Origin of the sequence: Thiomonas sp., assembly GCF_034007205.1 — a bacterium.
Lineage (GTDB): Bacteria > Pseudomonadota > Gammaproteobacteria > Burkholderiales > Burkholderiaceae_C > Thiomonas.
In genome coordinates this window covers 1-19956 of record NZ_JAVERI010000002.1, presented here as the reverse complement: position 1 = coordinate 19956, position 19956 = coordinate 1, and the positions used below count along the sequence as shown (strand labels likewise).

Sequence of the window (19956 nt, the reverse complement as noted above, 5' to 3'; positions counted from 1 at the left end):
CATCGAACCGATTACCGGGAATTACCAGTCATGACATCCGTCTTAGAACTCGACGCCATTCACACCTATTACGACAAAAGCCACATTCTCAAGGGCGTGTCGATGACCGTGGACGAAGGCGAACTCGTCGCCCTGTTGGGCCGCAATGGCGCCGGTAAAACCACCACCATGCGATCCATCATGGGGCTGACGCCGCCACGCCGCGGCCAGATCAAAATCTTCGGCCATGCCATGACAGGCGCATCGCCGCACCGCGTCGCGGCGGCCGGCGTGGGGTATGTGCCCGAAGGCCGGAAAATTTTCGGTCACCTCACCGTGCACGAGAACCTGCTGGTCGCCCGCGAGACGGCCGGGCGCTGGAATATCGATGCGGTGTACCAGTTGTTTCCCCGCTTGCACGAACGGCGCACCAGCAAGGCGGGGCGTCTTTCAGGCGGCGAGCAGGAGATGCTGGCCATTGCCCGTGCGCTGCTGCTCAATCCCAAGCTGCTCATCCTCGACGAACCCTCCCAAGGGTTGGCGCCCGTGATCGTGCAGGAGGTCATGCGCACGGTAGATCGCATGAAGGAAGAGGGGATTTCGGTGCTGCTGGTCGAACAGAACGCCTTTCTCGCGTTGCAGTTGGCCGATCGCGCCTATGTGCTGTCTGAAGGCGAGATCGTGTTTTCGGGCGATGCGGCCGAATTACGAGATGACAAGGCCCGCATGGAACAGCTCGCGGGCGTGGCCCACGCCGCAGCTTGAGGCTGGCTCAGTCAGTCAACCGATCGCGGATCAGCAGGCACAGCTTCTGCGCCCACGGCGGCACGCGCTCGGTGGGCACGTAGGCGTAGCCGAGGATCAGCCCGCGTTGTCTGGGTTGGCTCAGGTAGTAACGCGATAGCGGCCGCACCGTCATGCCCTGGGCGTCGGCGGCGCGGGCGATGGCTTCGTCGTCCACCTCACCGCACTGCGGCGTGAACAGCAGGCACAGATGCAAGCCGGACTCCTGGCCGGAAATCTGCACCCTCTCTCCCAGACAGCGCTGGATGCGCCGCGCCAACTCGTCGCGCCGTGCCTGATAGGCCACGCGCAGGCGGCGGATCAGGGTGCCCAGATGCCCCTCGGTGATGAAATCGGTCAGAGCTGCCTGCAGCATGAGCTGACCGGGGCGGTACAGATCGTACAGCCCGGTGTTGAACGCGGGGAGCAGATCGGTCGGCACCACCAGATAACCCAGACGGATGCCGGGGTACATCACCTTGGAAAACGTGCCCGAGTAAAGCACCTGCGCATGATCGTCGAGCCCCTGCAGACTGGCGTAGGGTCGGCCGCCGAAGCGGAACTCGCTGTCGTAGTCGTCCTCGAAAATCCAGCAGCGCTGCTGCGCGGCGAACTGCAGCAGGGCGCGGCGGCGTTGCAGGCTCATCACATGGCCGAGCGGGTATTGATGCGAGGGCGTGACGTAGATCAGCCGCGGCCGCCCCTGCTGCCAGTCGGCGGCCGATGGCGCCATGCCCTCCAGGTCCACCTCGATGGGTTTGAGTTTCAGCCCGGCGGCCTGCAGCGCCCGGCGTGCGCCCCAGTAGCAGGGGTTTTCCACCCAGGCCTCGTCGCCGTGATCGGTGAGCAGGCGCGCGGCCAGGTCGAGCGACTGCTGCGTGCCCGAGGTGATGAGCACCTGCTCGGGCGTGACCCGCACCGAGCGCGACAGACTGAGGTAGCCGGCAATGGCCTCGCGCAACGGCATATAGCCGCCTTCCTGTCCATAATCGAGCAGGTCGCGGTCGAGGCTGCGCCAATACTTGGCCTGCAGCTTTTGCCAGAGATGAATGGGGAATTCGGCGAACTCGATCTCGCCTGGCGCAAAGGGCTGGACTTCGAAATCCGCCGAGCCCGACTGCGCGGTCAGCAGTTGGCCGCGCTGCGAGAGTTCGCGCGGCGAGGCGCCTGCACCCTGGGCCTGCGCCGGTTTGCGTCCGCGCGCGGGGCTCAGCGGCCCGAGTTCGGGCAGGGTCTCGGAGACGAAGGTGCCGCTGCCCTGCCGCGCGGTGAGGTAGCCTTCGGCGGTGAGCTGGTTGATGGCCGACATCACCGTGTTGCGCGACAGGCCCAGGTCGCGCGCCAGGTCGCGCGTGGAGGGCAGTTGCACCCCGGCGGTGATGCGTCCGGCCAGAATGGCGCCGCGCAGCGAGAGATACAGGCGCCGGTTCAGCGGCGGAGCCGGGCTGACGTCGCCTTCGCCTTCGGCGCGCTGAAGTTCGGTGAGCAGGAGTTCGAAAAGGGCAAGCGGGCGCATGGACGGTATGAAGCCGGGATTGGCTCCATGACAAAAGCGGGGAGTGGCACTTCCGAGAGTACCAGTTGGCAGCTAAATTGAGGTCATGGAATCACGCTAACCTATCGAAAACCCTAGGTTTTTTGTTTCTGAAATGGTGCGCGCGCATGTTGCGTTGCACCAAATCCGGGCGCGACAATGGGGCTGTTCCAGGCTTGGAGGGTCTGCTGTGTTGCACCATGATGGTGAACGTGTCCGACCACCCTTTTTCGTTCTTGCGTTATCGTTGCCGATCATGCCGTCTTCCCCCGTTTCATATCCCCTCGTCGCCGTCACCACCGACCTGAAGCCGTTGGGCGGGCACCCGACCTATGCGGTGGCGCAGAAATATGTCGATCCGCTGCTGCCGCTGTCCGGGGTGCTGCCGTTGCTGTTGCCGTCGATGGGCGCCGATCTGCCGATCGACGCGGTGCTCGACGGTGTGGACGGACTGGTGTTCACCGGCTCGCCCTCGAATATCGAACCGCATCATTACGGCCAGACCTTGAGCAACCCCGAATCGCCGGCCGACCCGGCGCGCGATGCCACCACGCTGCCGCTGATCCGGGCGGCCATCGCCCGCTGCATTCCGGTGTTCGGCATTTGTCGCGGCTTCCAGGAAATCAATGTGGCCCTCGGCGGTACGCTGCTGCAGGAGGTGCACAACACGCCGGGTTTCGACGATCACCGCGAAAACGAGGCGCTCGACGCCGCCGGACAATACGGCCCCGCGCATCGCGTGCGGGCCGTGCCCGGCGGCATGCTGGCGGCCATCGTCGGCGCCGATTCCTGGGAGGTCAACAGCCTGCATGGTCAGGGCATCCAGACCCTCGCGCCCGATCTGCTGGCGCAGGCGCACGCGCCCGACGGCCTGATCGAGGCTTACACCTATCAACCCGCGCACCGCACCGACGCCGGCTTTTTGCTGGCGGTGCAGTGGCATCCCGAATGGCAGGCCGCGCAAAACCCCGTGTCGCGCGCGCTCTATGCCGCTTTCGGCAAGGCCTGTCGGCAGTTCGCCGCGCGCAAGCGCGATGGCCTGCTGGCACGCGCTGCCTGAAGCATCTCGCGTCCGCCTTTGGCGTTCAAAGCGGACGTATTCATTGGAATCATCCAAGTACAGTGTCTCGCAAATCACTTGCCATGAAACCGTGTCTTTTTCCGCCATGCTGCGTTGCAACCCCTTGCCCTATGCCCAATAGAGCTGCGGGGTTGCGCCTTGCCTGGCGAAAAAATCCATCGGTTTCATCCTGTCAAGCCATTTGCGAAACACTGCACTAGAAACGCAAACCGGAAATCTCATCATGAGCAGCAGCGACAACCGCAAACAATGGACCTTCAACGACCTTGAAGGCTGGCTCAACGCCCAACGCATCACCGAAATCGAGTGCCTCGTGCCCGACCTGACCGGAGTGGCGCGCGGCAAGATCCTGCCGCGCAGCAAGTTCACCGAAGACCGCGGCATGCGTCTGCCCGAAAGCATCATCGGCCTGACCGTGACCGGCAACTGGCCCGAGGACGAGCGCCTGGAAACCCTGATCGCCGATACCGACCGCGACATGAATCTGGTGCCCGATCCCAGCACGGCGCGCGTCGTGCCCTGGGCCACCGATCCCACGGCGCAGGTCATCCACGACTGCTACTTCAAGGACGGCGAGCCGCTCGACTACGCCCCGCGCACGGTGCTGAAGAACATGCTCAGGATCTACGCCGAAAAGGGCTGGGCGCCGGTGGTCGCGCCCGAGTTGGAGTTCTATCTGGTGGACAAGAACACCGACCCCGACCAGCCGCTGCGCCCGCCGGTGGGCCGCTCGGGCCGCGCCGAAACCTCGCGCCAGCACTACAGCATCGACGCCGTCAACGAGTTCGATCCGCTGTTCGAGGACATCTACGACTATTGCGAGGCGATGGATCTGGATGTCGATACCCTGATTCACGAAGTCGGCGCCGGGCAGATGGAGATCAACTTCCTGCACGGCGACCCGCTCGATCTGGCCGACAAGGTGTTCTTCTTCAAGCGCACGCTGCGCGAAGCGGCGCTGCGCCACAATATGTTCGCCACCTTCATGGCCAAGCCGATGGCGGGCGAACCCGGCAGCGCCATGCATGTGCACCAGAGCATCGTCGATCGCAAGACCGGCATGAATGTGTTCAGCAATCCCGACGGCACAGCGTCGGAGCTGTTCCGCCACTACATCGGCGGCCTGCAGAAATACATTCCGCATGTCATGGCGCTGTTCGCGCCGTATGTGAACTCGTACCGGCGGCTGGTGGCCAATACGGCAGCGCCGACCAATGTCGAATGGGGGGCCGACAACCGCACCGTGGGCATCCGCATTCCCAATTCCGGGCCGGAGAACCGGCGCATGGAAAACCGCGTCATCGGCGCCGACGCGAATCCCTATGTCGCGCTGGCGGCCAGCCTGGCCTGCGGCTATCTGGGCATGGTCAACCAGATCGAGCCGCTGCCCGAGATGAAGACCAATGCCTACGCGGCGCCCAACGCCATACCGCTGCCGCAAAGCCTGTCGGAATCGGTGCGCATGCTCGACGACGTGCCCGAGCTCGAAGCCATTCTGGGCAAGCGCTTCTGCGGCATCTACAAGGCGGTGAAGATGAGCGAGTACGCCGAGTTCATGAAAGTCATCAGCCCCTGGGAGCGCGAGCACCTGCTGCTGCATGTCTGATCGGCCGCAGATCCAACGACAAACCGACATTCAACGGAGATTCGCATGAAACCCAATGATCTTCCTCAGTTCGATACCGCCGCGCTGCGCGCCAAGGACGCGGCGCATCACCTGCACCCCTTCACCGACACGCAAAGCCTGAACGCCGCAGGCAGCCGCGTGATCGTGCGCGGCGAGGGCGTGCGCATCTGGGACTCGGAAGGCAACGAGATCATCGACGGCATGTCCGGGCTGTGGTGCGTCAATCTCGGCTATGGCCGCCAGGACCTGGTCGATGCGGCCACGCGGCAGATGCAGACCCTGCCGTTCTACAACGCCTTTTTCAAGACCACCACGGCGCCCGCCGCCGAGCTGGCCGCGCTGCTGCCGCAGGTGGCGCCGCCCGGCTTCAACCATGTGTTCTTCACCAACTCGGGCTCCGAGGGCAACGACACCATCATCCGCCTGGTGCGCCGCTACTGGGATCTGATGGGTCAGCCGCAGCGCAAGACGATCATCAGCCGCCACAACGCCTACCACGGCAGCACGCTGGGCGGCGCCTCGCTGGGCGGAATGAGCGGCATGCACGAACAGGGCGACCTGCCGCTGCCGGGCATCACCCACATCGACCAGCCTTATCAATTGCAGCACGGACAGCCGGGCGAGAGCGCGCACGACTTCGGCCTGCGCGCCGCGGGCTGGCTGGAGGCCAAGATTCTCGAACTCGGCGCCGACAAGGTGGCCGCGTTCATCGGCGAGCCGGTGCAGGGCGCGGGCGGGGTCATCATTCCGCCGGCGAGCTACTGGCCGGAGATTCAGCGCATCTGCGACCAGTACGGCATCCTGCTGATTTCCGACGAAGTCATCTGCGGCTTTGGCCGCCTGGGCACCTGGTTCGGCTGCCAGCATCCGCACATCGACTCCAGGCCCGACCTCATCACCTTCGCCAAGGGCGTCACCTCGGGCTACCTGCCGCTGGGCGGGGTGCTGGTGGGCGAACGCGTGGCCAAGGTGCTGATCGAGCAGGGCGGCGAGTTTCACCACGGCTTCACCTACTCGGGACACCCGACCTGCTGCGCCGTGGCGATTGCCAATGTCAAGGCGCTGCGCGACGAAGGCGTGGTCGAGCGCGTGGCGACAGACACAGCGCCTTACCTGAAGGCGCAGTTCGCCACCCTGGCCGACCACCCGCTGGTGGGCGATGTCGATTCCCTGGGCATGGTCGCCGGGCTGGTGCTGTACAAGGACAAGGCCAGCCGCACGCTGTTCCCGGCCAAACTGGGCGTGGGCTATGTCTGCCGCGACCACTGCTTCAGGAACGGCGTGGTGATGCGCGCCGTGGAAGAACGCATGATCATCGCTCCGCCGCTGGTGATGAGCCACGACGACATCGACGAGATGATCCGCCGCATCCGCCGCAGCCTGGACGACACGCTCTCGGGTCTGCGCGCGCAGGGCTTGGTATAAACCCAACCCGCCCCTTCCGTTCCGGTCTGTTGCGGCACATACGGGTATGGAAATTGCAAAGACTTACCCCGCTTCATCTGTTGTTTTCGATTGGGCTTCATACACACTTGAGAGGTACTTCATGTCACACAAACTGCATACGAAGTCAGTCCGCCGCAAGCTGCTGGCGGCCTGCCTGGCTGGCGCCGCGGCGCTGACCTTCGGCGCTGCTGCCCCAGCGCAAGCCGCGGGCGTGCTCAACATCTACAACTGGTCCGACTACATCGCCCCGACCACCGTGCCCGGTTTCGAGAAGGCCACCGGCATCAAGGTGCGCTACGACACCTTCGACTCCAACGAAACCCTGTTCGCCAAGATGGTGGCCGGCGACACGGGCTATGACATCGTCGTGCCGTCGTCGAACTGGGCGGCCATCGACATCAAGGGCGGGCTGCTGCACCCGCTCGACAAGGCCAAGATCCCCAACTACAAGAACCTCGATCCGGGGCTGATGAAGCAGCTCGCCGCGGTCGACCCGGGCAACAAATACCTCATTCCCTGGATGTGGGGCTACACCACGGTGGGCATCAACGTCACCCAGGTGAAAAAGGCGCTGGGCGACACCCCCATGCCGGCCAACCCCTGGGACTTGATCTTCAACCCCACCTATGCCGACAAGATCAAGTCCTGCGGCATTTCCATGCTCGACTCGGGCGGCGACATCATGGAGGCCGCATTCAACTACCTCGGCATTGCGCAGGATACCCAGAACGCGGCCGACTTCGAGAAGGCCTACGCCATGCTGGGCAAGATCCGCAAGGACGTGAGCATTTTCTCGTCCTCGGGCTATATCAACGACCTGGCCGGCGGCTCGATCTGCATGTCGCTGGGCTGGTCGGGCGATATGGGCATTGCCGCCGCACGCGCCAAGGCCGCCAAGAACAAGCAGGACATCGAGGTGTTTCCGCCCACGCATGGCGCCGTCGTGTTCATCGACACCATGGCCATCCCCAAGGATGCGAAGAACGTCGACAACGCCTACAAGTGGATGAACTATGTGCTCGAGCCCAAGGTGGCTGCGGCCGACACCAACGAAGTCACCTACGCCAACCCGGTGCCGTCGTCGCTGCCGTATGTCGATGGCAGCATCAAGGACAACGACTTCGTGTTCCTCAAGCCCGACATGGTGGCCAAGCTGATTCCGCCCAAGGTCTATACCCCCGAGCAGCGTCGTCTGGTGACGCGCCTGTACACCAAGTTCAAGACCGGTCTGTAATCGCAACGTCCTGCGGCGCTCCCGTCACGGTTCGACGAGAGCGCTGCCTCACCCCGCCACTCACCCAACTCGCCAGAGCGACGATGGAGCCCGCGCTGTGACGCCCACTTCCCCGAGCGAAAACCCTTTTCTGCGCATCGACGGCATCACCCGCCGTTTCGACGAGGTGGTCGCAGTCAATGACATCAATCTCGACATTCAAAAGGGAGAAATTTTCGCCCTGCTCGGATCGAGCGGCTGCGGCAAATCCACCCTGCTGCGCATGCTGGGCGGTTTCGAGACGCCGACAGCCGGCCGCATTTTTCTCGAAGGCGACGACATCACCGACCTGCCGCCCTATGAGCGGCCGATCAACATGATGTTCCAGTCGTATGCGCTGTTCCCGCATCTGACGGTCTACGACAACATCGCCTTCGGGCTGCGCCGCGACCACATGCCCAGGGACCAGATCGCGCAGCGCGTGGCCGAAATGCTCGAACTGGCGCAGCTCAAGCCCTACGCCAAACGCAAGCCGCACCAGCTCTCGGGCGGGCAGCAGCAGCGCGTGGCACTTGCGCGCAGTCTGGCCAGGCGCCCGCGCCTGCTGCTGCTCGACGAACCGCTGGCCGCACTCGACAAGAAGCTGCGCGAGCGCACCCAGATCGAACTGGTCAACATCCTGCGCCAGGTCGGCGTCACCTGTGTGATCGTCACCCACGACCAGGAGGAAGCGATGACCATGGCCGACCGCATCGCGGTCATGCGCGACGGCCGCTTCCTGCAATTGGGAACGCCCGTGGAAGTCTACGAAACACCCAACTGCCTGTTCGTCGCCGACTTCATCGGCGACGTCAACCTGTTCGCCGGCCGGGTCGAAGTCGACGAACCCGACCACGTGGTGATCGCATCGCCGCAATGCCGGCACTACGTCAGCCACGGCATCACCGGCACCGAGGGCATGCCGGTGCACGTGGCGATCCGGCCCGAGAAGATCTGCCTGCAGGAGCGCGAACCGACGGTCGAGCAGCGCGAATCGCCGGCCGAACACGGCTACAACTGCGTCCGAGGCAGCATCGAAGGGATCGCCTATTTCGGCAAGTACACGCTGTTCCACGTGCTGCTGGACGACGGCATGGTGATCAAGGTGACCCGCGAGAATGCCGCGCGCCACGAGGAATCGCGGCTGCTGCGCGGCCAGAAGGTCCATGCCTGGTGGGACGGCAGCGATGTCGTCGTCCTGAACCGCTGAGGTTGCTGCGCCATGAAGCCACTTCGTCCGACAGGCGAACGCCGCCGACCGACCCACTGGGGCCGCAAGGTCGTCATCGGCATTCCACAGATCTGGCTGCTGGCCTTTCTGCTGGCGCCTTTTTTCATTCTGCTCAAGATCAGCGTGTCGGAAACCGACGCGCTGGGCATCGGCTTCGATCCGATCGTCAGCTATGCGCATGATGCGCTGCAGGTGCACATCCGCTTCACGCCCTACCTGGCGCTGGTGCGCGACAGCCTCTACATCCTCACCTATCTTTCTTCGCTGTGGTACGCGCTGCTGACCACGGTGCTGTGCCTGGTGATCGGCTATCCGTTTTCCTACTTCATCGCCCGCGCCAGGGCCACGCTGCGCCCCGCCCTGCTGATGCTGGTGATGCTGCCGTTCTGGACCTCGTTCCTGATCCGCATCTACGCCTGGAAGAACCTGCTCGACGTCAACGGCCTGGTCAATCAGTTCCTGATGTGGGTCGGCATCATCCATACCCCGCTGCGCATGATGTTCACCGAGTTCTCCTTCATGGTGGGCATGGTGTATGGCTACATTCCCTTCATGATCCTGCCGCTGTACGCCACGCTGGTCAAAATGGATCACCGGCTGGTCGAGGCCGCAGCCGATCTGGGCTCCACGCCGTTCAAGACCTTCTGGCTCGTCACCGTGCCGCTGTCCAGGTCGGGCATCATCGCCGGCAGCCTGCTGGTGTTCATTCCCGCGGTGGGCGAATACGTCATTCCCGAACTGCTCGCCGGCCCGTCCACGCTCAACATCGGCCGGGTGATGTGGAACGAGTTCTTCCTCAACCTCGACTGGCAGCGCGCCTCGGCGGTGGCCATCGTGATGATCGTGCTCATCCTGCTGCCGATCGCGGTGTTCAACAGGTATCAGACCAAGGCTCTGGAGGGCACGCGATGAAAAAGACCGCCGTGCTGCCGCTGACCTGGATGCTCGTGGTCTATGTGTTTCTCTACCTGCCCATCGTGGTGCTGGTGGTGTACTCGTTCAACGATTCGCGCATGGTCACCATCTGGGGCGGGTGGACGCTCAAGTGGTATGGCGCGGTGGTGCACGACCATGAAGTCATCAGCGGCCTGATCCTGTCGCTCAAGGTGGCGCTGGCCACCGCCACGACCTCGGTGCTGCTGGGTACCCTGGCGGCGTTCGCGCTGGTGCGCTACCGGCGCTTCGCCGGCAAGAGCCTGCTCAATTTCATGATCAACATCCCGCTGGTCATGCCCACGGTGGTCATCGCGCTGGCGCTGCTGCTGTTTTTCGTCACGGTGCAGAAGGCGCTGGGGTTTCCGCAGAAGGGGTTTTTCACCATCTATATCGGGCATACGGTGATGGCGATCTCTTATGCCGCCGTGGTCATCCAGTCGCGGCTCAAGGAAATGGATCGGTCGATCGAAGAGGCCGCAATGGATCTGGGCGCCCGTCCCTTCCAGGTGTTCATGCTGGTCACCCTGCCGTCCATCTCACAGGCGCTGGTTTCCGCCTGGCTGCTGGCCTTCTCGCTGTCGCTCGACGAAGTGGTGATTTCCGCCTTCCTCTCCGGGCCGGGTGCAACCACGCTGCCCGTGGTGATTTTCTCGCGCGCCCGCCTGGGGCTGAGTCCCACGATCAATGTGGTCGGCGCCATCACGGTTTATCTGGTCATCATTGCGGTGGCGGTGAGCAGCCTGCTGATGGCGCGGCGCGAGCGTCAGCGCGCCAGGCAGGCCGCGCAGGCCCTGCGTATGGATGCAGAACCTGAGCAGGCCAAGGGGTTTGGCGCCAGGCTCATGACCGCCGAGGGGAGGTGAACTGGGCGTAGGCCAGCCCTGGGGGCGCTCATCAGGCATCTGGGAAAACCACACCCGGGTGCGTAAGCACTACGCCATCATGGCGCAGAAGAATTAGACACATCACTCAGGAGATTCGCATGACCGAGAACTTCAACCGCATCTGGCACCAGCGCGCCGACGACCTGCTCTCGCGCGGCATCGACGGCCGCATGGTGATCGACGGCCGCCGCTGGGCCGCGACCGACGGCAGCCTGTTCGACTGCATCTCGCCCGTCGACGGCAAGGTGATCGCCCGCGTCGCCCGCGGCAAGCAGGCCGACATCGACCGCGCCGTGGCCTCGGCCCGCGCCGCCTTTGCCGACCGCCGCTGGGCCGGGCAGCCGCCCGCTGCGCGCAAGAAAGTGCTGGTGGCCTTCGCCGAATCGATGCGCGCCGCGCGCGACGAACTCGCGCTGCTCGAAACCCTCGACATGGGCAAGCCGATCAAGAACAGCCTGTCCACCGATGTGCCGGCCGCAGCACGGTGCATCCAGTGGTACGGCGAGGCGGTGGACAAGATCTACGACGAAATCGCCCCCACCGGCGCCGACGCGCTGGCGCTCATCCGCCGCGAGCCTGTGGGCGTGGTCGGCGCCATCGTGCCCTGGAATTACCCCATGCTCATGGCCTCGTGGAAGCTGGGGCCGGCGCTGGCCGCGGGCAACAGCGTGGTGCTCAAGCCCTCCGAAAAATCGCCGCTCACCGCGCTGCGCCTGGCCGAACTGGCGCTGGAGGCGGGTCTGCCCGAAGGCGTGTTCAACGTCGTGCCCGGCTTCGGCCATGAGGCCGGAGAAGCGCTGGCGTTGCACATGGACGTGGACGCCATCGGCTTCACCGGCTCCACCCGCACCGGGCGTCGCATGCTCGAATACGCCAGCCGCAGCAACTTGAAGCGCGTCTACAACGAACTCGGCGGCAAGTCGGCCAATATCGTGTTCGCCGACTTCGACGATCTCGACCGTGCTGCGGCCACGTCCATCGGCAGCATGTTCTACAACCAGGGCGAGAGCTGCAACGCGCCCTCGCGCCTGCTGGTGCAGGACAGCATCGCCGATGCGTTCGTGGACAAGCTCGCCGCGCTCACCCCGCAGTACCACCCGGCCGACCCGCTGGACGCCTCGACCGTGCTGGGCGCGCTGGTGGACGAAACCCAGACGCAGACCGTGCTCGGCTACATCCAGGCCGGCATCGATGAAGGCGCCAAGTGCGTGACCGGCGGCTGCCGCGCGCTGCAGGAAACGGGCGGGCAATATGTGGCGCCCACGGTGTTCGACGGCGTGAAGAACAGCATGAAAATCGCCCGCGAAGAGATTTTCGGCCCGGTGCTGTCGGTCATCCGCTTCGACACGGAGGACGAAGCCATCGCCCTGGCCAACGACAGCGCCTACGGTCTGCACGCGGGGGTGTGGACGCGCAACCTCGACCGCGCGGTGCGCGTGTCGCGCGCCTTGCAGTCGGGCACCGTGCACGTCAACCAGTACGACGAGGACGACATCACCGTGCCCTTCGGCGGTGTGAAGCAGTCGGGCAATGGGCGCGACAAATCGCTGCACGCCTTCGACAAGTACACCGAACTCAAGACCACCTGGATTCGTATCGACAGCGCGAATTGAACCCTCCCCACCCCGGCCCTCCCCACAGGTGGGGAGGGAGCGATCTCACCTCCTCCACAAGGTGGGGGAGGCCGGGAGGGGGAATCTTTTGGAGACGCATCATGAACCACTCACTGAACGAACAACTGCAGGCCCGCCGCGCCGCTGCCACCCCGCGCGGCGTCGGCGTCATGGCCGGCTTCTATGCCGACCGCGCCGAGGGCGCCGAGCTCTGGGACGTCGAGGGCCAGCGCTACATCGACTTCGCCGGCGGCATCGCCGTGCTCAACGTCGGCCATCGTCATCCCAAGGTCGTCGCGGCGATCTCGCAGCAATTGGAGCGTTTCACCCACACCTGCTATCAGGTCGTGCCGTATGAGAGCTATGTCAGCCTGGCCGAAAAGCTGGGCGCCCTCACGCCCGGCAGCCATGCCAAGAAAACCGCGCTGTTCTCCACCGGTGCGGAGGCCGTGGAGAATGCCGTCAAGATCGCCCGCGCCCACACCGGGCGCGGCGGGGTGATCGCCTTCAGCGGTGCGTTTCATGGCCGCAGCCTGTTTGCCGTGTCGCTGACCGGCAAGGTGCAGCCGTACAAGGCCGGTTTCGGCCCCTTCCCGCCGGAGATTTACCACGCGCCCTTCCCGGCCGAAGGCGTGCCGCTGGACGAGGTGAAGAAGGCGGTGGAACATATTTTCAAGGCCGACATCGAGTCCTCGCGCGTGGCCGCCATCATTTTCGAGCCCATCCAGGGCGAGGGCGGCTTCAACGTCATACAGGCCGAGGCGGTGAAGTGGCTGCGCGAACTGTGCGATGAGCACGGCATCGTGCTCATCGCCGACGAGGTGCAGACCGGCTTCGGCCGCACCGGCAAGCTGTTCGCGATGGAGCACTATTTCGAGCAGACCGGCGTGCTCCCTGATCTGATGACCATCGCCAAATCGCTGGCCTCGGGCATGCCGCTGTCGGCCGTGACGGGCCGCGCCGAGATCATGGACGCGCCCGCCCCCGGCGGCCTGGGCGGCACCTACGCCGGCAACCCGCTGGCCATCGCCGCCGCGCATGCCGTGATCGATATCATGCGCGAGGAGCAATTGCCCGCGCGCGGGCAGAAGCTGGGCGATCAGCTCAAGGCCCGGCTGAACGCGCGCCGCAGCGACGTGCCGCAGATCGCCGACGTGCGCGGTCTGGGGGCGATGGTGGCGGTGCAGTTCAACGACCCTGCCACCGGCCTGCCAGACGCCGCCTTCACCAAGCGGGTGCAGGCCGAGGCGATGGCGCGCAAGCTCATTCTGCTCACCTGCGGGGTTGACTACAACGTGGTGCGCTTCCTGTTCCCGCTGACGACTTCAGACGCGGTGTTCGCCGAAGCCCTCGACATCCTCGACGCCGCGCTGCTGGCGGCCAAGGGCTGACTTGGGCGGCTTATTTGCCGTCGCGGCGCATGCGGTTGCGCCGGGTCATGGCGCGGCAGGGTTGAGTATCGTCCTTGCGCGCCTTGCGGCCGTAGCGTCCGGCGTAGCGGTCGAACACGGCGCGTGGCACGAACTGCAGAAACTGGCTCAGCCATCCCATCTGCCACGGAATGGTGACATAGGCGCGGCCCGCGTCGATGGCGGGCAGGGCACGGCGCGCGAATTCGGCCGCAGAGATGAGAAAGGGCATGCGAAAGCGGTTGCCCGCGGTCATGGGCGTTTGGACATAACCGGGGCTGAGGGTGACGACCTTCACCCCGCTGGGGCGCAGTTCCACGCGCAGGCTTTCGAGCGAGCGGATGAGCGCGGCCTTGCTGGCGCAATACGCGGCGTGGCAGGGCAGACCGCGCACCCCGGCCACGCTGGCGATGCCCACGAGCGTGCCGCTGCGGCGTTCGCGCATCGGCGCGATGAAGGGGGAGAGGGTGGCCAGCGCCGCCGCCCAGTTGATGTCCATGATGTCGATGGCCACGTCGAGGTCGTCGGCCTGCGACAGATCGACGCCGTGGCTGATGCCGGCGTTGGCGATGACCACCTGCGGGCAGCCCCATTCGCGCATCAGTGTGTCGGCTTCGAGGCGCAGGCGGTCGGTGTCGCGCACGTCGAGCGCGATCAGGCGCACGCGGCCGGCATCCAAGGGGTCGAGCCCGGCGCCGCGCGCGACCTGTTCGAGCAACTCGGCGCGGCGGGCGACCAGCGCCAGCCGCCAGCCGCGCGCCGCATAGGCGGCAGCGAGCGCGGCGCCGATGCCGCTGGATGCGCCCGTGAGCAGCACGATGGGGGCGGGCGTTGCGGTGTTCATGGCTTGGGCGCTGGCGCGGTCTGGCGCGGCGCGATGACGGCTTGCACCCGCCCTTGCAGCGAGTAGATGCCGGTCACGCCGTTGAAGTCCACGGCATTGCCGGAAAAAACGGTCTGCCCTTGCTGCACCGCCGTGGGCCGGTTGGACTGCACGAGCTGTTGCCGGGGAAAGAGGTTGAGGAACTCGCCGCGCAGGATCACCGGGGCTTGCCCGGGCACGCCGCTGCGCTCCACCACCGCCTGGCCAAACAACTGCACATTGCTGGCGTCCTTGTTGGACAGGGCGCGCAGCGCGCTGGCCGTGGTGATGATGCCTTGCGGGTTGATCGCACGCAGTTGCGGTGCGGTGATGTCGAAGGTGTCGGAGGCAGGCAGGTGCATCATCTGCGTGCCGCGCAACACGGCGCCGAGCTGCCCGTGGGCGTTGTAGCTTGCCGCCGAAAACCCGCGCAGCAGGTAGTCGGGCTGATCGGAATGCGCCGCGCCGAGTCGAGGGCCTTGCTCGGCGTGCATCACCACCTGGGCCACCCACCAACTGAACGCGGCGGCGAGCGCCAGCAGCAGGATCGGCGCCCAGGCGCTCAGACGCAGCCAGAACTGGCGCAGATTCATTCTCATGCCCATGGAGGCTTCACCGTGTGCTCGGTTGCACGGCGCCGGGCTCGGCCAGCGTGCCGCTGATGGGGTCGGAAATGGAGCGCGCATCACCGCGAGTGATCGCTCCTCCCCCACGGCGTGGGGGAGGTTGGGAGGGGCATCCTGAGTCTTGCGCAGCGCTGACTTCTCCTCCCCCACTTGCTGGGGGAGGTTGGGAGGGGCATCCTATGTTCTGCGTAGCGCTGACTTCTCCTCCCCCACTTGCTGGGGGAGGTTGGGAGGGGGAGAGGCCCGCCTTGGGGCGGCCCAGCGGCGGGGTGTGAGTGGGCCCCCACGCTTCGGCTTCGCCTGCGCTGCCCTTGCAGGGCGCGGCATCGCCCGAGGCGACGCCCCTTCGTGCCGTCCAGTCTGGCGCAGGCCAGACTGGAGCCGCGGCACTCAGCCCCGAGGGGGCCATCCCCACCCCGGCCCTCCCCACAAGTGGGGAGGGAGTAGCCACTCCTCCCCCACTGCGTGGGGGAGGTTGGGAGGGGGAAAAGCCCGCCTTGGGACGGCCCGGCGGCGAGGTGTGCGGCTTGCCGTCGAGCGCATCCTGCAGCAGGGCGGCGTAGGCGCCGCGCGCCATCAGCAGCAGATCGCAGACCTCGCGCACCGCGCCCAGACCGGCCGGGGCGCGGGTGACGTGGCACACGCGGGCGAGCACCTCGGGGTGGCTTTGCGGCGGTGCGGCGCTGAAACCCGCGCGGGCGATCAGGGCGAGGTCGGGCCAGTCGTCGCCGATGATGGCCACCTGTTCCCAGCTCAACTGGAGCTGGTCGAGCAGGCTTTGCGCCGCGGGCAGCTTGGCGCCGCTGCCCAACACGCTGTGCTGCAGGCCGAGCTCGGCGATGCGCGCGCGCAGCGCGGGGCTGTCGCGCCCGGAAATCACCACGGGCTCGATGCCCGCGCTCATCAGCAGCTTCAGGCCGTGGCCGTCGAGGGTGGAAAAGCGCTTGAGTTCTTCTCCCTGAGCGCCGTAGAGCAGATCGCCGGGGGTGAGCACTCCGTCCACATCGAGCAGCAGCAGCCGCACGTCGAGGGCGGCGAGGATCAGCTCGGGATCGAAGGCGAGGCGGGGGGTGGCGTCCATGGCGGTGTAGGGCTCAAATCACCTTGGCGGCGAACAGGTCGTGCATGTTCAGCGCACCGACGGGTTTTCCCTGCGCATCGGCGACGAGCAATTGGTTGATGCGATATTGCTCCATCAATTGCACCGCTTCGACGGCGAGCGCGTCGGGGCCGATGGTGCGCGGCTGCGGGTGCATGGCCTGCTGCGCCTGCAGGGTGTTGAGGTTGGCGCCCTTTTCGATGAGGCGGCGCAGATCGCCGTCGGTGATGATGCCCGTCAGCACGCCCTGCGCATCGACCACGGCGGTCATGCCCAGGCCCTTGCGGGTGATTTCCATCAGCGCGGCGGTGAAGGGTGCGCCTTCTGGCACGCTGGGCACGGCCTGGCCGCTGCGCATCACATCGCGTACATGGGTGAGCAGTTTGCGCCCCAGGCTGCCGCCGGGGTGGGTGCGGGCGAAGTCTTCGGGGCCGAAGCCGCGCGCGTCGAGCAGCGCCACCGCCAGCGCGTCGCCCAGCGCCAGTTGCGCCGTGGTGCTGGCGGTGGGCGCGAGGTTGAGCGGGCAGGCTTCCTGTTCGACGGCGCAATCGAGCAGGATGTCGGCATGCCGCGCCAGGGTGGAGTCGGTGCGGCCGGTCATGCCGATGAGCGTGGCCCCCAGGCGCTTGACCTGCGGCACGATGCGGGTGAGCTCCTCGGTCTCGCCCGAGTTGGACAGGGCCAGGAACACATCGTCGCGCGTCACCATGCCCAGGTCGCCGTGGCTGGCTTCGGCCGGGTGCACGAAGTAGGCCGGGGTGCCGGTGGAGGCGAGGGTGGCGGCGATCTTGCGGCCCACATGCCCCGACTTGCCCATGCCCGAAACCACCACGCGCCCGGAGCTCTGCAGGATGCACTGCACTGCCTGCGCCAACGCGGTAGAGAGCCCCCAGGGTCGGCTGGCCGACCCGCCCCCCGAGGGGGTCAAGGAAACTTGGGGCGGCCCGGCGTTTCCTTGAGACAACGGCGGAGCGGCCAGGCGCTCGCGCAGGGTCAGCAGAGCGCGGGCTTCGATGTCCAAGGTGTCACGCGCGAGTTGCACCGCGCGCTCAGGCGAGAAGGGGGTGTGCATCCACGGCAGTATAAAAACCGCAGCGCGTTCTGTCCGATTGCCGGTTCAGCTCACGATGCCCTGATGCATGGCGTAGCGCACCAGGTCGGCGTCGTTGTCGAGGGCGAGCTTGTGCATCAGCCGCGTCTTGTGCGTGCTCACCGTCTTGCAACTGATGTGCAGTTCTTCGGCCACCTGATTGACCGATTTGCCTTCGACCAGCCGCATGAACACCTGCATTTCCCGGTCGGTAAGACGGGCATGCGGTATTTCGGCCGCCTCGCCCTCGTTCATGTAGTTGGCCAGATGTTCGGCCACGCCGGGCGTGAGGTAGCGGCCGCCCTGGACGACCTTGTGAATGGCCTCGACCAGCACATCGGGGCTGCAGCCCTTGGTGAGATAGCCCGCTGCGCCGCCGCGCAGGGCGCGCAGCGCGAACTGCTGCTCGGGATGCATGCTCAGCATGAGTACCGGCAGCTCGGGATGCATGTGCTTGATGCGTTTGAGCAGATCGAGCCCGCTGCCCTGCGGCATCGACACGTCGAGCAGCACCACGCTCCAGGACTGATCGCGGATGGATTGCATGGCTTGGCCGAGATCGCCGCGCCAGATCGCCTGCATGCCGCTGGAGCCGAGAAAGCGTGCCAGGCTCTCGCCCAGCAGCGCATGGTCGTCGATGATGAGCACGCGCAGCTCATCCAAGGTCGTCTCCTGCGGATCGGTGAGGCCGGGCCGCATCGGCGCCATCGGCCAACTGCGGGGGGCCAAGCGGCATGCACACCTGCACGCGCACGCCGCCCCGCGGCGACTGGTCGAGCTCAAAGCTGCCGCCGAAGACCGCGGCGCGTTCTCGCATGCCGCGCAGGCCCAGCGACGGGCGACTGGCGGGCGGCTCTTGCGGCGTGTAGCCGATGCCGTCGTCCTCCACAGAAATGCAGATTCGATGTGCCTGCACCTCGATGCAGCGCACCCAGGCCCGGCGCGCCCGCGCATGGCGCACCACATTCGTCAGCCCCTCCTGCGCGATGCGAAACAGCTCGGTGGCGATCAGCTCGCTGACCGCGCTTTTGTAACCCAGCTCGGTCGACACCCGAATACCGTAGCGTTTGGCGTATTGCTCGGCCATCCAGCGCAGCGCGGCCTTCAGCCCCAGGTCGAGCACGCTGGGCCGCAATTCGGAGGCGACGCGCCGACCGGCCTCAGCCGCGGCCCGAATGAGCCGGTCGACGTTGTCAAACAGCTCCGGCGCCTGGGCAGCGCCGAACTGCTTGCGCAGCAGTGCCACGTCCATCTGCAGGGCGGTGAGCACCTGGCCCAGATCGTCATGCAGGTCGCGCGCCATGCGCGCCCGCTCCGCCTCGCGCACCGACTCCAGATGCGAGGCGATCTCGCGCAGATCGATGGAGAGGTTGAGCAATTGCGATTCGCGCAGATGACTCTGCGTGACGTTGAGCATGATGCCGGTGGACTCGGCCGCGAGCGCATCGAGACTGCGCGTATGGGCCCGGATATTCACCCACTTGAGCCCATGCGGCGTGTGCAGGCGCCCTTCCCAGTTCCAGAAGCCGCAAGCGACGCTGGCCTGCAACGCGGCATGAAACGGCGCGAGATCCAGCGGGTCGATCTGCTCCAGGAGATGCTGCGCGCAGTCCTGCAACGTGGCGGGCGCTATGCCACAGACCGTCAGGCAACTGGCGCTGGCAAAGTCGAACCGCAGTTGCCCGCCGTCATGCTGCAAGCGAAACACAAATCCCGGAAGCTGATCGATCAGCGCGGTCAGGCGATCGGTCGTTTCACGCATCGGGCCGTGTGGAGGCATAAGGCCTGCTTGAAGTGCAAAGGTTCAAAAGAAGAGCGGAATCACCGCATCCAGTTTGAAAAATCTGCGGAAGGATCAGTCAATTCAACGTGAATTTCAGCAGTACACGGAGGAAACAGGAAAATTCTGACATAAAAATCAGAAAAATCCGACACGCAAGTCAGGGGGTGACGATCGATTCGGCATAGGAAAAATTCGACAATTCATGCATCGCAACAGGCATATTTTGGCTTCTGCCAAGTCGCTGGCCCAGACTCTGTAAAGGGGGGATGAGTTCCAGGGCGCAAACCGGTCGAGCGGATTGCGCGCCTCATGTAACAGAAAGTGTTTTTTCGATGTATTGCGGGGCGGTTTCGGGGGTCATGGGTCGAAACGGCCTCATTCTTGATATGGCTGGGCTGTGCGGCGGTCATGGACGCACCAGCGCAAGTCAAAGTGAGGGAGTTGTCATGAATTCATTCTTTTTGAAGGCGGGAACCTTTGCCGCAGCGGCTTTGGTGACCCTTGCGGGCTGCGGTGGCGGCACGACAGATCCTGTCGCCGCCAATACGTCGACTGCCGGAACCGGCACGGCGGCGATCGCCGACACGCAGCCCGCCATCATCGGAGGCAGCACCACGGGCGCCCAACCGGCACCCGCGCCTGCGCCGGCACCGGAACCAGCGCCTGTGATCACTCCCACCCCGGCACCTGCTCCGGCACCTGCTCCGGCACCTGCTCCGGC

General features: G+C 65.5%; 16 protein-coding genes and 2 pseudogenes. 11 read left to right on the top strand and 7 right to left on the bottom strand.

The window, feature by feature from the left end:
• Positions 1–30 precede the first annotated feature (30 nt).
• Positions 31–744 carry an ABC transporter ATP-binding protein gene (locus RBR52_RS01695; RefSeq protein ID WP_320375454.1) on the top strand — a complete coding sequence of 238 codons (714 nt, stop codon included), beginning with the start codon at positions 31–33 and terminating at the stop codon, positions 742–744.
• 7 nt (positions 745–751) lie between these two features.
• Here RBR52_RS01695 and RBR52_RS01690 read toward each other — a convergent pair whose 3' ends face one another.
• Positions 752–2278, bottom strand: a complete 1527-nt coding sequence (locus RBR52_RS01690; RefSeq protein ID WP_320375453.1) for a PLP-dependent aminotransferase family protein — start codon at positions 2276–2278, stop codon at positions 752–754.
• A gap of 274 nt (positions 2279–2552) precedes the next feature.
• Here RBR52_RS01690 and RBR52_RS01685 point away from each other — a divergent pair, with 274 nt between their 5' ends.
• The 9 genes from RBR52_RS01685 (at position 2553) to gabT (ending at position 13757) form a co-directional block, all read left to right on the top strand.
• On the top strand, positions 2553–3356 hold the full coding sequence (locus tag RBR52_RS01685) for a gamma-glutamyl-gamma-aminobutyrate hydrolase family protein (protein WP_320375452.1): 804 nt from the start codon (positions 2553–2555) through the stop codon (positions 3354–3356).
• Between the two features lie 244 nt (positions 3357–3600).
• Positions 3601–4983 (top strand): glutamine synthetase family protein, encoded by a 1383-nt coding sequence (locus RBR52_RS01680; protein WP_320375451.1) that lies wholly within the window; start codon positions 3601–3603, stop codon positions 4981–4983.
• Positions 4984–5028: 45 nt separating this feature from the next.
• Complete coding sequence (locus tag RBR52_RS01675) at positions 5029–6429, top strand: aspartate aminotransferase family protein (protein ID WP_320375450.1); 1401 nt, start codon at positions 5029–5031, stop codon at positions 6427–6429.
• A 121-nt stretch (positions 6430–6550) separates the two neighbouring features.
• Positions 6551–7684, top strand: coding sequence for an extracellular solute-binding protein (locus RBR52_RS01670; protein WP_320375449.1), 1134 nt, complete (start codon positions 6551–6553; stop codon positions 7682–7684).
• A gap of 97 nt (positions 7685–7781) precedes the next feature.
• Positions 7782–8912 (top strand): ABC transporter ATP-binding protein, encoded by a 1131-nt coding sequence (locus RBR52_RS01665; protein ID WP_320375448.1) that lies wholly within the window; start codon positions 7782–7784, stop codon positions 8910–8912.
• 12 nt (positions 8913–8924) lie between these two features.
• The gene (locus tag RBR52_RS01660) at positions 8925–9845 is read left to right on the top strand and encodes an ABC transporter permease subunit (RefSeq protein WP_320375447.1); all 921 of its coding nucleotides are present in this window, start codon (positions 8925–8927) and stop codon (positions 9843–9845) included.
• Positions 9842–10732 (top strand): ABC transporter permease, encoded by an 891-nt coding sequence (locus RBR52_RS01655; RefSeq protein ID WP_320375446.1) that lies wholly within the window; start codon positions 9842–9844, stop codon positions 10730–10732. Before RBR52_RS01660 ends, RBR52_RS01655 begins: the two co-directional genes overlap by 4 nt.
• Positions 10733–10851: 119 nt before the next feature.
• The gene (locus RBR52_RS01650; RefSeq protein ID WP_320375445.1) at positions 10852–12366 is read left to right on the top strand and encodes an aldehyde dehydrogenase; all 1515 of its coding nucleotides are present in this window, start codon (positions 10852–10854) and stop codon (positions 12364–12366) included.
• Positions 12367–12467: 101 nt separating this feature from the next.
• Entirely contained in the window at positions 12468–13757 is a 1290-nt protein-coding gene (gene gabT, locus RBR52_RS01645; protein WP_320375444.1) for a 4-aminobutyrate--2-oxoglutarate transaminase, read from the top strand.
• Positions 13758–13767: 10 nt separating this feature from the next.
• Here the strand turns inward: gabT and RBR52_RS01640 are convergent, their stop codons facing one another.
• The 6 genes and pseudogenes from RBR52_RS01640 to RBR52_RS01615 all read right to left on the bottom strand — a co-directional run bounded on the left by RBR52_RS01640 (position 13768) and on the right by RBR52_RS01615 (position 19214).
• Positions 13768–14619, bottom strand: a complete 852-nt coding sequence (locus tag RBR52_RS01640; protein ID WP_320375443.1) for an SDR family oxidoreductase — start codon at positions 14617–14619, stop codon at positions 13768–13770.
• On the bottom strand, positions 14616–15230 hold the full coding sequence (lptC, locus tag RBR52_RS01635; RefSeq protein WP_320375442.1) for an LPS export ABC transporter periplasmic protein LptC: 615 nt from the start codon (positions 15228–15230) through the stop codon (positions 14616–14618). The genes RBR52_RS01640 and lptC overlap by 4 nt, the downstream gene beginning before the upstream one ends.
• Before the next feature lie 574 nt (positions 15231–15804).
• Positions 15805–16344, bottom strand: a pseudogene (locus tag RBR52_RS01630) (KdsC family phosphatase); the annotation flags it as partial.
• Between the two features lie 13 nt (positions 16345–16357).
• Positions 16358–17434: a KpsF/GutQ family sugar-phosphate isomerase gene (locus tag RBR52_RS01625; RefSeq protein ID WP_320375441.1), complete on the bottom strand. Its 1077-nt coding sequence runs from the start codon at positions 17432–17434 to the stop codon at positions 16358–16360.
• 45 nt (positions 17435–17479) lie between these two features.
• Positions 17480–18115: a response regulator transcription factor gene (locus tag RBR52_RS01620; protein ID WP_320375440.1), complete on the bottom strand. Its 636-nt coding sequence runs from the start codon at positions 18113–18115 to the stop codon at positions 17480–17482.
• Positions 18108–19214 carry a histidine kinase gene (locus RBR52_RS01615; protein WP_320375439.1) on the bottom strand — a complete coding sequence of 369 codons (1107 nt, stop codon included), beginning with the start codon at positions 19212–19214 and terminating at the stop codon, positions 18108–18110. Before RBR52_RS01615 ends, RBR52_RS01620 begins: the two co-directional genes overlap by 8 nt.
• A 467-nt stretch (positions 19215–19681) precedes the next feature.
• Between RBR52_RS01615 and RBR52_RS01610 the strand changes: the two are divergent.
• Positions 19682–19956, top strand: a pseudogene (locus RBR52_RS01610) (hypothetical protein); the annotation flags it as partial.